The organism is Clostridium sp. CTA-1 (assembly GCF_054768215.1).
Genome location: NZ_BAAAAP010000007.1, coordinates 157,666 through 169,830 on the forward strand (window position 1 = coordinate 157,666; position 12,165 = coordinate 169,830).

Consider the following 12,165-nt stretch of genomic DNA (forward strand, 5'->3'; position numbering starts at 1 on the left):
ACAAAAAAATATTAAAGTAGGTGATTATTGTGCATAAATTTTTTGTGCCCGCTGAAAATATAATTGATAAAAAGGCTATAATTGATGGTGATGATGTTAAACATATATATAAGGTATTAAGGTTAGAATGTGGAGATTCTATAAACATAAATAATTGCCAGGGAAAAGAATATAAAGGTAAAATAGAAAGTATAGATAAAAAATCTGTTGTTGTAAAAATATTAGAGCAGGTTAAAGTAAATAATGAAAGCCCTTTAAATATTTATTTATATCAAGGTCTTCCTAAATCTACCAAAATGGATTTGATAGTTCAAAAGTCTACTGAATTAGGTATAAAAGAAATAATACCTATTATAACAGAAAGAGTTGAGATTAAAACTTCATTAAAGGAATTTAAAAAATTAGATAGATGGAATAGAATTGCACTTGAAGCATGTAAACAATGTAAAAGATCTTTAATTCCAAGTGTTAGAGAACCCTTAAAATTTAATGATTTGTTGGAAGAGATAAAGGACATGGATTTAATAATTGTGCCTTATGAAAGTAAAGAAAACTATGGTATAAAATCTCTTATAAAAAATATACAATATGAAAAAGAAAATATTAAAAACATAGGTATAATAATAGGACCAGAAGGTGGCTTTGAAGAAAGTGAAATAAGACTTTTAGAAGAAATAAAAGCTCAGATAGTAACTTTAGGACCTAGAATATTTAGAACAGAAACAGCAGGTATAGTATGTGCTTCAATAATTTCATATGAATTAGGAGATTTAGGAGGAAATATATAATGAAAGTTGCTTTTTCTACATTAGGATGTAGGGTAAATGTATATGAAACAGAAGCTATGACAGAAAAATTTATAAAACAAGGCTATGAAGTAGTGGATTTTAATGAAGTGGCTGATGTATATGTAATAAATACTTGTACTGTAACTAATATGGGTGATAAAAAATCAAGACAGATGATAAGTAGAGGAAGAAGACAAAATTCTAAGGCTATAATTGCAGTAGTAGGTTGTTATTCTCAAATAGCTCCAGAAGAAGTAGCCAAAATAGAGGGCGTAGATGTAGTTTTAGGTACTAGAAATAAAGGTGATATAGTTTATTGGATAAATAGAGCTATGGAAGAAAAAAATCAAGTCATAGAAGTTAAAGATGTTCTTAGAAACAAAGAATTTGAAGAATTAAATATAGAAGAGTATAGGGATAAAACTAGAGCCTTTTTAAAAATACAGGATGGATGTAATAGATTTTGTTCTTATTGCTTGATACCTTTTGCAAGAGGAGCTGTATGTAGTAAAAAACCGGAAAAGGTTATGGAAGAGGTTAGAAAACTTTCTAAACATGGATTTAAAGAAATAATTTTATCCGGAATAGATATAGCTTCTTATGGTTTTGATTTAGAAGGAAAGTACAATTTAACATCTATATTAGAAGATATAGATAAAGTAGAAGGTATTGAAAGAATAAGAATAGGTTCAATAGACCCAACCTTTTTTACAGAAGAAGAAATAATAAGAATAAGTAAATTAAAAAAATTCTGTCCACATTTCCATTTATCTCTTCAAAGTGGATGTAACGAAACCTTAAAAAGAATGAATAGAAAATATACTGTAGAGCAGTATAAAGAGATAGTATATAATTTAAGAACAAACATAGAAGCTGTTTCTATAACTACAGATATAATAGTAGGATTTCCAGGAGAAACAGAAGAAGAGTTTAATAAAACCTATGAATTTTTAAAAGACATAAAACTATCTAAAATGCATGTATTTAAATTCAGTCCAAGAAAAGCTACTAGAGCAGAGAAAATGGAGAATCAAGTAGATGGTAACATAAAAGAAGAAAGAAGTAATAAAATAATAAATTTAGATAAAGCTCTTGAAAAAGAATTTATGAATAAATTTATTGAAAAAGAAATGCTAGTATTATATGAGCAGGAAACTAAAGAAAAAGGAATTTTTGAAGGGTATACTCCAAACTACATAAAGATATATGCTAAAAGCTTAAAAGATATTACTGGAGAAATAATAAGTACCAAACTGAAAGAAGTTTCTAAGGATTTTATTAAGGGAGAAATTTATTAGAGTAGAAGGATTTTTAATCTATTTATTGAATATTTCACTTAATGGGAGGTGATATAATGGAAAATTGTATTTTTTGTAAAATATTAAGGGGAGAAATACCAAGTTCTAAAGTATATGAAGATGAATTAGTATATGCTTTTAATGATATAGATCCAGTGGCACCACATCATATTCTTATAATCCCTAAAGAACATATAAGTTCTTTAAATGATTTAACAGAAGAAAATAGCAAGGTTATAAGTCATATATTTATGGTAGCTAAAAAATTAGCTAAGGATCTTAATATATCAGAAGAAGGCTTTAGAGTAGTTTCGAACTGTGGTGAATCAGCAGGACAGACTGTTTTTCACATACATTTTCACTTAATTGCAGGTAGGAATTTACAATGGCCTCCAGGTTAAAAAAACTTATTAAAGTTAGAATATTAAGTTGTTGACAGTTTCCCAAAATATGTTGTATAATAGCTAGTGTGTTATTTAGCCCGCAATTAACTGCTTTGTTTTTACTAAATTGAACTAGCGGAGGGAGGGAGAAAACATGTCAGAAATAAAAGTTGGAGAAAACGAATCATTAGAAAACGCATTAAGAAGATTTAAGAAAAAATGTGCAAGAGCTGGTGTTTTATCTGAAGTAAGAAAAAGAGAACACTACGAAAAGCCAAGTGTAAAGAAAAAAAAGAAATCTGAAGCTGCAAGAAAGAGAAAATTCAAGTAGTTACAATTAATAGATTTCTTTGAAAGAGGGTATTAGATAATAATGTCTCTTAAGGAAACACTACAAGACCACTGGAAACAAGCCTTAAAAGCTAAAGAGAAAGAGAAAGCTAATACTATAAGTATGGTTAGAGCTGCTATTCTTTTAGCAGAAAAAAATTCAGGGAAAACTCTTGAAGATTCAGAAATAATTGATATTTTATCTAAAGAGATAAAACAGCGCAAAGAAGCGTTAGAAGACTTCAAGAAGGGAAACAGACAAGACTTAGTAGATGCAACTAATTTTGAAATAGAAGTTTTGCTAAAATACCTTCCTCAGCAGTTGACAGAAGAGGAAATTACAGAAATAATTGAAAAAGCAGTTAATGAAACTGGTGCAAATAGCATGAAACATATGAAAAATGTCATGAGTATAGTTATCCCTAAAACTAAAGGTAGAGCAGATGGTAAACTTGTAAGTGAAAAAGTAAAAAATATATTGAGTAAATAGTAAAAGCTGAGTAAAACTCAGCTTTTTATATTATATACATAGACTCATATTTGTCATTTATTAAAAAATGCTTTCATAAATTAATATGAAAGTATTTTTTTTATTTGAGGTGAAAAATGAGTAAAAAATTTTATAATGCAAGGGAAACTGTAGCGGAAAAGTTAGATCTACCAAGAGATATAATTTTAAATCAACCAAAGATAATAGTTACAGGCAATGAGGAAATAACTATAGAAAATCATAGAGGAGTAGTTGTTTTTGAAGAAAAGGTAGTGAAAATTAATTCTGGATCTGGATTGATATCTATTTATGGAAAAGATTTTGAGATATTGTTTATGGGGGGAAGTACTATTACTTTAGGAGGAAAATTTAAATCTATAGAATATGAAGGGTCTGAAACAAATGAAGTTTGATAAGTATAAAAATGCTACTATGACTATAGAAATTCAATCTATGATACCAGAGAGATTTATTAACCTTTTATGGAGAAATGGTGTAAAAGTTAAAAATGTAGTTAAGATAAATGTAACTACATTTGTTTTGAATATAGACTTAAAAGATTATGCTGTTATGGATGATATAGCTAGGAGAACAGGAACAAAAGTAAAAATAGTAAAAAGAAAAGGAATCTCTTTTTTAGTTTTATTTTTAAAAAGAAGATTTTCATTAGTAATAGGTATATTTATTTTTTCTTTTATAATATATTTTATGTCTACATTCATATGGGATATAGATATAACATCAACTAATGGCGTGACACCCTATGAAATAAGACAACAATTAAAACAATATGGAGTAAAGCCTGGAATAAATAAAAATGCTATAGATGTTTATAAGATAGAAGAAAAATTGGTTAAAGATATAGACAATATAATGTGGGTAAAAGCTAGAATTGAAGGAGGGAAACTTGTAATAAAGGCTGAAGAGAGGCAGTCTCCTCCAATTATAGTTAAGGAGGATGAACCTTGTGATTTAGTAGCTAAAAAGGATGGTGAAATACAAAGGGTATATACTACTTCAGGAAGTGCTATAGTACAAAATGGAGACATAGTAAAAAAAGGTGATATTTTAATTAAAGGTGAACAGGGAAAAGAAGGCGAAACTTATGAAGTTCATTCAGAAGGAAAGGTTTTTGCTAGAACTTTTTATGAAGAAATTAAAACCATAAATACCTATAGAATAAAAAGAAAAAGAACGGGTAAAAAAATAGAGAGGATATATATTAATTTTAAGGGGAAAAAACTATATTTGAAAAAAACTATCAATAAATTTAAAAAATATGATAGAATAGAAAATAATAAGCTGTTTATAACAAAGGAAACATTATATGAAGTGAAAGAAACAAAAGAAGATATTAATTTGAAAAAAACTATAGATGAGGAAAATGAAAAAATCTATAAAAATATAACTAAAAACTTAGATAAATCTGTTAAGATTGTAGATAAAATTACGAATTACTCTCCAGAAGGAGAGAGCTGTAAAATTAGAATGCTAATTATAGCAGAAGAAGATATAGCTGTTCCACAAAAGATAGAAATTACGGATAAAGAAGAAGACAGCTAAAATAAAGGTGGTATTATAATATATGAAAAAAATTACCATGGAAGAAATAAAAAAGGATAATAAACTAAAGAGAGTATTAGTTTTTTTTATTACATTTTTATTTATGTATGTGGTGCTTGTTACATCTTTTGTTACAAAAAAATATGACCTACAAGAGGGTGATATAGCTAAAGTTGATATAAAAGCCCCAAGAGAAATAAAGGATGAAGTATCTACAAAAGCTAGACTTCAACAAGCTTTAGAGGCAGTTCCTATACAGTATACTAAAAGGACAGAAGTTAAAACAGAAATTTTAAATGAAGTAAATAGTTTTTTTTCACAGGTAGATTCTCTAAAAGATAAAAGAATAGATGAAAAGCAAAAGGTTCAACAATTAGATCAAAATGGAAAAATAAATATATCAGAAAGAGAATTAAGCCAAATATTAAATTTAGATAAAGCAGAACTTAAATCCCTGCAGGATGTGCTTATTAAAGTTATATCTGATGTTTATGAAAATGTAAATATAAGTGATGATTCTCAAAAGGATAATGCACAGGATATAAAAAAAGCACAGGAGTATGTGTACTCAAAAATAAAAATGTCTAAAATAACAAATTCTTTAAGGCAATTAGCAATAAATATAGCTTATTCAGAAATAAAGCCTAATTTTTATTATGATAAAGAAAAAACAGAAGAATTAAAGAAGGAAACTTTAAAAAATACTCCACCGGTTATGATAAAAAAAGATCAAACAATAGTTAAAGAAGGAGAACCAGTATCTAAATATCAATTAGACTTGTTAAAGGATGTAGGCTTATTAAATAATAATAATAATTTTGAGTGGTATATTTTTATTGGATTAGGAGTTCTAATAGCTTTAGTACTTTTTATACAGTATGTATATATATATAAATTTTATAATGAAGTGTTTAATGAGTTAAATAGTTTGGTTTTAATAAGTTTAAATAATTGTATAGCAATACTTTTAGCTAGGAGTATGTATACAATATCACCTTTTTTAATTCCTTTAGCATCTATACCTATGATATTGACTTTATTACTAAATTATAAAATATCTTTATTCACTAGTCTTGTAAACTGTATTTTAATAGCCGTAGCAGTAAATTTTGAAGTAGAAATTATTTTAATAGCTATAATGAGTGCTGTTTTAGGTTCTACTATATTAAGAAAGATGCAAGAAAGAAATGATATACTGTATGCATCATCTTATATAGCTATTATAAATGTAATACTTACTTTTTCAGCAGGCTTTCTTTTAAGTAATAGTGTTATAGATGTAAGTAAAAAAGCATTATTTACTCTTATAGGAGGGGTATTATCAGCCATATTAACCATAGGACTTCTTCCTTTATTTGAAAATTTATTTGGTATAGTTACTACTATTAAACTTTTAGAACTTTCAAATCCTAATAATCCATTACTTAAGAAGTTATTATTAGAGGCGCCAGGAACTTATCATCACAGTATATTAGTAGGCAACTTAGCTGAGGTTGCAGCAGAAGTTGTAAATGGAAATCCAGTGTTAGCTAGAGTATCTGCGTATTATCATGATATAGGGAAGACTAAAAGACCTTATTTCTTTAAAGAAAATCAAATAGGTAAAGAAAATCCTCATGGTAAAATATCTCCTAATTTAAGTACCTTAATAATTACTTCTCATGTAAAGGATGGGTTAGAATTAGCGAAGGAATATAAAATACCTAAAGTTATACAGGATATAATACAACAACATCATGGTACATCTTTAGTAAAATATTTTTATATAACTATGAAAAACAATAGTGAAAGACCTGAAGATGTAAATGAAGAAGATTTTAGATATCCAGGTCCTATACCTAAAAGTAAAGAAGCTGCTATAATAATGCTAGCAGATGGGGTGGAAGCTGCTGTAAGATCTATAAATGAACCAACTAAGGGTAAAATAGAAGAAATGGTAAATAAAATAATAAAGGCAAGATTGGATGAAGGACAGTTAGATGATTGTGATCTTACATTAAAAGAAATAGGACTAATAAGAGATGCTTTTTTAAAGGTTCTTATAAGTATATATCACCAAAGAATAGAATATCCAGAGGATAAATGGATAAAAGATAGGAGGATAAAATGATATATATAGATAATAGACAGGATGAAATCAAAGTAAATGAAGAGTTTGAAAATAAGATAAAAGAAATAATAGACTATGCATTAAAAGAGGAAAGGGTAAATATAGATTATGAAATAAGTGTAGTGTTTATAGATAACAACAGTATAAAAGAAATAAATAAAGACTATAGAAATATAGATAAGGTTACAGATGTATTATCTTTCCCAATGTTAGATTATGAAGAAGGAAAAGTTTTTAAAGATATATATTTAAACTATGAATTTGATGAAAGTGATCTAGATGAAGGAAATTTAGTTTTAGGTGATATAGCTCTTTCTTTAGAGAAAGCAGAAGAGCAAAGTAAAGAATTTGAGCACAGTTTTTTAAGAGAAACTTGTTATTTAACAATACATTCAGTACTGCATCTTCTAGGATATGACCATATAAAAGAAGATGAAAAAGCTATAATGAGACAGAGAGAAGAAGAAATATTAAAAAACTTTAATTTACAAAGGTAAAAATTCATTTGTTTTAACCTGTAAAGGATGGTGTTTAGCCATGAAAGTAAATAAACTTTTGGATAGTTTTAATTATGCTATAGATGGAATAATACATGCAGTTAGAACCCAAAGGAATATGAGAATACATATGCTCTCTGCTCTTTTGGTTTTAACTGCCTGTTTTTTCTATGATTTATCAAAGATAGAATTGGTAGTTGTATGTATAACAATAACCTTAGTTATTTTTGCGGAACTTATGAATACTGCTATAGAATTTGCGATAGATGCTACTACGAATTATTATCATCCCTTAGCTAAGGTTTCTAAAAATGTAGCAGCAGGAGCAGTTTTATTAACAGCTATAAATGCAGTAGTAGTTGGTTATATTATATTTTGGGATAAACTAAAATATATAAATTTCGTTTTAATAACTAAAATAAAAAATTCAAATCCTTATGCTATATTTATTATATTAGCTATAGTTTGTATAGTTACGGTAGTGGTAAAAGCCATATATGGTGAAGGAACTCCTTTAAAGGGAGGAATGCCCAGTGGACATAGCACCATGGCATTTTCTATAGCCACAATAATAGCTCTTATAACTAAGGAATTTCCTGTAGTTATGTTAAGTTATTTTTTAGCTTTTATAGTAGCTCAAAGTAGAGTTGATTCAGAAGTCCATTCTATATTAGAGGTAATAGTGGGAGCTTTATTTGGAATTTTATTTACTACGCTTTTATATAAAATATTTGGATAGTTGAAATAATGTAAAATAATGCTATAATTTATTTACACAATGATTTGTAGAGTAAATAGTTTATCCAAACAGGAGGATTTATAATGAAATATGACGAAATTATAAAAAAAGCAATAGAAGCCAGAGAAAATGCTTACGTTCCTTACTCAAAATTTAAAGTAGGAGCAGCTTTATTAACAGAAGATGATACAATATATACAGGATGTAACATAGAGAATGCCTCTTATGGTGCTACAAATTGTGCAGAAAGAACAGCTATATTTAAAGCTATATCAGAAGGACATAAGAAAATAAAAGCCATTGCAGTGGTAGGAAGTTTTGAAGAATATACTTATCCATGTGGTATATGTAGGCAGGTTATAAGTGAATTTGCAAATGGAAATATAGACATAATAATAGTAAAAGATAAAAATAATTATGAAATAAAGAAACTAGATGAAATTTTACCAGGAGCCTTTACTAAAAAAGATTTAATAAAATAGACGAGGAGATAAAATATGTTTAAATCAGGATTCGTAACCATAGTAGGAAGACCTAATGTAGGAAAATCAACGTTGTTAAATGCCATAATGAAAGAGAAACTTTCTATAGTTTCATGCAGACCTCAGACCACAAGAAATAATATACAAACCATATTAACAGAAGATAATTACCAACTTGTATTTGTTGATACGCCAGGAATACACAAACCTAAGCATAAGCTAGGAGAATACATGGTAAAATCAGCATCAGATGCTATGAAAGATGTAGATTTAGTACTTTTCTTAATAAATCCAGATGAAAAACCTGGCAGGGGAGATTTGTTTATAATAGAACAATTAAAAGAAGTAAAAGTACCAGTATTTTTAGTTTTAAATAAAATAGATGAAAATCCACAAGAAAAAGTAGCAGAAACTTTAAAAACATATTCAGAACTTATGGAGTTTCAAGAAATAATACCTATATCTGCTCTGAAAGGAAAAAATGTTGATTTACTTAAAGAATTAATGTTTAAATATATACCAGAGGGTCCACAATACTATCCAGAAGATATGATAATAGATCAAAATGAGAGGTTTATAGTGGCAGAGATAGTAAGGGAAAAAGCTTTAAGACTTTTATCAGAAGAAGTGCCTCATGGTATAGCTGTAGAAATACTTCAAATGAAGAAAAATGAAAAAGGCACTTATCATATAGAGGGTAATATATTATGTGAAAAGAATTCTCACAAACCTATAATTATAGGTAAAGGTGGCAGTAAATTAAAGAAAATATCTCAATATGCAAGACAGGATATAGAAGCTTTTCTTCAGAGCAAAGTATATATAAGACTTTGGGTTAAAGTAAAAGAAGAGTGGAGAGATAACCAAAGTTTGTTAAAAGAATTAGGTTATAAAAAAATGAAATAAATAATATAGGGAGTTGATTTTCTGTCACTATATAAAACTAGAGCTGTAGTAATAAAAACTCAAGAATTTAAAGAAGCAGATAAATTAGTTTGGTTATATACAGAAAAGTTAGGTAAAATAACTGCTATAGCAAAAGGTGCTAAAAAAAATAGAAGTAAATATTTATCTAATACATCACCCTTTTGCTATGGAGAATATGTATTATATAAAGGGAAAAGCTTATTTAATTTATCAGAAGTCCAGTTAATAGATTCATTTCAGGACTTTTTAAGGGATTTAGATACATTAACTTATGGATCTTATTTTTGTGAACTAATAGATATATGCACAGAAGAAAAAGAAAGCAATAGAGAATTATTTCAGGAGTTAGTTAAAAGTTTATTCTTAATGAAAAATAAAGTGATAGATATTGAGATTTTGGCTAGAGCTTTTGAAATGAAAGTATTAAAATACACCGGATATGCTTTAAATTTTAATTATTGCTTAGAGTGTGGAAGAAAAATAGAAACCTCAAATTATATAAGTTTGCAAAGTTTAGGTGGAATATGCAGTTATTGTAACAAGGCAAATGGTATAGGAGTAACTTATGCTACTTATAATATATTAAAATATATATATGAAACTCCATTAGAAGAGCTTTATAAGCTCTCTGTTCATACAGAAACTAAAAAAGATATTTATAAAATTTTAAATATCATAATAAATCAAAATTATTTGAAGAAACCTAAAAGTCTCCAAATATTAAATTATATAAAGGAGGAATAAAAATGGAAATAACATTAGAAAAAATTGATATCATAAGAGAAAGGACAGGAGCAACTTACACAGAGGCTAAAGAGGCCTTAGAGGCTTGTGAAGGAAATGTAGTGGATGCCTTAGTATACATGGAAAACAAAGTGAAAGAAGAAAAGGAAGAATTGTATACTACAAAAGATGAACTAGTAAAATGGATAAAAGATATTATAAAAAAGGGCAATATTACTAGAATAAAAGTGAAAAAAGAAGATAAAGTTATAGTAGACATACCAGTTAATGCTGGATTAGCAGCTACAGCTGCAGCAGCAATTATTTGGGCTCCTATATTATTAGCAGCTTTAGCAGCGGCTATAGTAACTAAAGTAACTATAGAAATAACAAAAGAAGATGGTAGCGTAGAAGTAGTTAATAAAATAATAAAAAGTACAGCTCAAGATATAAAAGAAAAAGTAGATTACACTACTTCTGATATAAAAGAAAAATTTTCTAATAAATTTGATAATGAATCAGATGGAGAAGATAATAATTTTTATAGTTATACCGTTAATTTTGAAGATGTAGAAAGTGAAGAAGATGATAATTGTAAAGAGTGCAAAAAAGAAGATTCTTCAGAAAAAAAAGAAGAACAATAATATAATAATTAATAAATAATATGAGGGTGTAAATTTATAAGAAAAAAATAAAAAACGCCTTGCTAAACAATAAGTTTTTATATTTGTAAAATTTTATTTGTAAAAGCTATACTGTTGCAAGGTGTTTTATCAATTTATAAGTGGGACATAAATTGATGCAGCAGTATAAAATAAGACCAGCCTTAATAATAAACAGTAAATTAAAGTAAATAATAATGTATAAGAGCATAAATGTTAATTATTATTTATATGTAAAATAACATATAAATATAAAAATTACATATTATAAAAATAATTATAATAAAAAGTATAACAAATTCCTCTGTAAAATGAAAAAATAAAAGAAATAAAGAAATATTGAGAAAGTATTAATAAGTATAACATAAATTTAAATAAATTAGCACAAATAAAGAAAAGTGATATACTATTTAGTCTGAATTAGTGATATAATATATATAGTTTAGTTTTATAATTTAAATGTTTAATATCTATTTATAATAAAGGAAGAGGGTGAAGGCAATTAAACTATCTGAAAGACAGGAACAAATAGTTGAACTAGTAAAAAATAATGAACCAATAACTAGTGAAAATTTAGCAGGGTGTTTAGGGGTAACAAGAGCAGCCCTAAGACCAGATTTAGCAATATTAACTATGATAGGGATATTAGAGGCAAAACCAAAGGTAGGATATATATATTCTCATAAGCCTTCATATAGTTTGCTACAAGACTATATAAATGACATAAAGGTTAAAGATATAATGTCTAAGCCTGTAATGGTGAATGAAAATACTACAGTATATGATTCAATATTACATTTATTTTTAAATGATGTAGGAACATTATTTGTTCACAATGAAGAAATATTAGTTGGAGCAGTATCTAGAAAGGACTTTCTTAAAGTTGCTATGGGTGGTACTGATATGCATAAGGTACCTGTAGGAATTATAATGACAAGAATGCCAAACATAGTATGTGTAAGCATAGAAGATTCTGCTTATTATGCAGCACAAAAGATAATAGAACATGAAGTAGACAGTTTGCCTGTAGTAGAAAAAGTAATAAAAAATAATGTAGAAGAATTTAAAATTATAGGAAAAGTATCAAAGACTAATATCACAAAGTTATTTGTAAAGGTTGGAGAAAAAGTTTAAAGTAAAAGTTTTAAACAGATAATTAATTATCTGAATATA

At 27.2% G+C, this 12,165-nt stretch carries 15 protein-coding genes; all 15 read left to right on the forward strand.

From position 1 onward, the window contains the following. The first annotated feature begins 29 nt into the window (after positions 1-29). The 15 genes from ACYUEW_RS07840 (at position 30) to ACYUEW_RS07910 (ending at position 12,126) form a co-directional block, all read left to right on the forward strand. Positions 30-788: a 16S rRNA (uracil(1498)-N(3))-methyltransferase gene (locus ACYUEW_RS07840; RefSeq protein WP_042384401.1), complete on the forward strand. Its 759-nt coding sequence runs from the start codon at positions 30-32 to the stop codon at positions 786-788. Next, complete coding sequence (gene mtaB / locus ACYUEW_RS07845; protein ID WP_003483975.1) at positions 788-2,086, forward strand: tRNA (N(6)-L-threonylcarbamoyladenosine(37)-C(2))-methylthiotransferase MtaB; 1,299 nt, start codon at positions 788-790, stop codon at positions 2,084-2,086. Before ACYUEW_RS07840 ends, mtaB begins: the two co-directional genes overlap by 1 nt. A gap of 56 nt (positions 2,087-2,142) precedes the next feature. Then, positions 2,143-2,487 (forward strand): histidine triad nucleotide-binding protein, encoded by a 345-nt coding sequence (locus ACYUEW_RS07850; RefSeq protein ID WP_042384404.1) that lies wholly within the window; start codon positions 2,143-2,145, stop codon positions 2,485-2,487. Positions 2,488-2,623: 136 nt separating this feature from the next. Next, positions 2,624-2,800 carry a 30S ribosomal protein S21 gene (gene rpsU / locus ACYUEW_RS07855; RefSeq protein WP_003357777.1) on the forward strand — a complete coding sequence of 59 codons (177 nt, stop codon included), beginning with the start codon at positions 2,624-2,626 and terminating at the stop codon, positions 2,798-2,800. Between the two features lie 42 nt (positions 2,801-2,842). Continuing rightward, a complete protein-coding gene (locus ACYUEW_RS07860; protein WP_003483978.1) occupies positions 2,843-3,289 on the forward strand; it encodes a GatB/YqeY domain-containing protein in 447 nt (148 codons plus the stop codon). A 116-nt stretch (positions 3,290-3,405) separates the two neighbouring features. Beyond that, positions 3,406-3,702, forward strand: a complete 297-nt coding sequence (yqfC, locus tag ACYUEW_RS07865) for a sporulation protein YqfC (protein WP_003483979.1) — start codon at positions 3,406-3,408, stop codon at positions 3,700-3,702. Continuing rightward, on the forward strand, positions 3,692-4,852 hold the full coding sequence (yqfD, locus tag ACYUEW_RS07870) for a sporulation protein YqfD (protein ID WP_080333574.1): 1,161 nt from the start codon (positions 3,692-3,694) through the stop codon (positions 4,850-4,852). Before yqfC ends, yqfD begins: the two co-directional genes overlap by 11 nt. A 22-nt stretch (positions 4,853-4,874) precedes the next feature. Further along, entirely contained in the window at positions 4,875-6,962 is a 2,088-nt protein-coding gene (locus tag ACYUEW_RS07875; RefSeq protein ID WP_003483983.1) for an HD family phosphohydrolase, read from the forward strand. Further along, positions 6,959-7,459 carry an rRNA maturation RNase YbeY gene (ybeY, locus tag ACYUEW_RS07880; protein WP_003483984.1) on the forward strand — a complete coding sequence of 167 codons (501 nt, stop codon included), beginning with the start codon at positions 6,959-6,961 and terminating at the stop codon, positions 7,457-7,459. Before ACYUEW_RS07875 ends, ybeY begins: the two co-directional genes overlap by 4 nt. Before the next feature lie 40 nt (positions 7,460-7,499). Further along, positions 7,500-8,198 (forward strand): diacylglycerol kinase, encoded by a 699-nt coding sequence (locus ACYUEW_RS07885; protein WP_003483985.1) that lies wholly within the window; start codon positions 7,500-7,502, stop codon positions 8,196-8,198. Between the two features lie 83 nt (positions 8,199-8,281). Beyond that, positions 8,282-8,680: a cytidine deaminase gene (locus ACYUEW_RS07890; RefSeq protein ID WP_003483986.1), complete on the forward strand. Its 399-nt coding sequence runs from the start codon at positions 8,282-8,284 to the stop codon at positions 8,678-8,680. A 15-nt stretch (positions 8,681-8,695) separates the two neighbouring features. Then, complete coding sequence (gene era / locus ACYUEW_RS07895; RefSeq protein ID WP_003483987.1) at positions 8,696-9,586, forward strand: GTPase Era; 891 nt, start codon at positions 8,696-8,698, stop codon at positions 9,584-9,586. A 21-nt stretch (positions 9,587-9,607) separates the two neighbouring features. After that, on the forward strand, positions 9,608-10,351 hold the full coding sequence (gene recO / locus ACYUEW_RS07900) for a DNA repair protein RecO (protein WP_042384410.1): 744 nt from the start codon (positions 9,608-9,610) through the stop codon (positions 10,349-10,351). A gap of 2 nt (positions 10,352-10,353) precedes the next feature. Next, positions 10,354-10,974, forward strand: a complete 621-nt coding sequence (locus tag ACYUEW_RS07905) for a DUF4342 domain-containing protein (protein ID WP_003483989.1) — start codon at positions 10,354-10,356, stop codon at positions 10,972-10,974. A gap of 510 nt (positions 10,975-11,484) precedes the next feature. After that, entirely contained in the window at positions 11,485-12,126 is a 642-nt protein-coding gene (locus ACYUEW_RS07910; RefSeq protein ID WP_003483990.1) for a helix-turn-helix transcriptional regulator, read from the forward strand. Positions 12,127-12,165 lie beyond the last annotated feature (39 nt).

What these genes read in the sequence shown, in the direction of transcription:
- mtaB (WP_003483975.1), top strand. Translation starts at nt 788, where the DNA reads ATGAAAGTTGCTTTTTCTACATTAGGATGTAGGGTAAATGTATATGAA.
- ACYUEW_RS07850 (WP_042384404.1), top strand. Translation starts at nt 2,143, where the DNA reads ATGGAAAATTGTATTTTTTGTAAAATATTAAGGGGAGAAATACCAAGT.
- rpsU (WP_003357777.1), top strand. Translation starts at nt 2,624, where the DNA reads ATGTCAGAAATAAAAGTTGGAGAAAACGAATCATTAGAAAACGCATTA.
- ACYUEW_RS07860 (WP_003483978.1), top strand. Translation starts at nt 2,843, where the DNA reads ATGTCTCTTAAGGAAACACTACAAGACCACTGGAAACAAGCCTTAAAA.
- yqfC (WP_003483979.1), top strand. Translation starts at nt 3,406, where the DNA reads ATGAGTAAAAAATTTTATAATGCAAGGGAAACTGTAGCGGAAAAGTTA.
- yqfD (WP_080333574.1), top strand. Translation starts at nt 3,692, where the DNA reads ATGAAGTTTGATAAGTATAAAAATGCTACTATGACTATAGAAATTCAA.
- ACYUEW_RS07875 (WP_003483983.1), top strand. Translation starts at nt 4,875, where the DNA reads ATGAAAAAAATTACCATGGAAGAAATAAAAAAGGATAATAAACTAAAG.
- ybeY (WP_003483984.1), top strand. Translation starts at nt 6,959, where the DNA reads ATGATATATATAGATAATAGACAGGATGAAATCAAAGTAAATGAAGAG.
- ACYUEW_RS07885 (WP_003483985.1), top strand. Translation starts at nt 7,500, where the DNA reads ATGAAAGTAAATAAACTTTTGGATAGTTTTAATTATGCTATAGATGGA.
- ACYUEW_RS07890 (WP_003483986.1), top strand. Translation starts at nt 8,282, where the DNA reads ATGAAATATGACGAAATTATAAAAAAAGCAATAGAAGCCAGAGAAAAT.
- era (WP_003483987.1), top strand. Translation starts at nt 8,696, where the DNA reads ATGTTTAAATCAGGATTCGTAACCATAGTAGGAAGACCTAATGTAGGA.
- ACYUEW_RS07905 (WP_003483989.1), top strand. Translation starts at nt 10,354, where the DNA reads ATGGAAATAACATTAGAAAAAATTGATATCATAAGAGAAAGGACAGGA.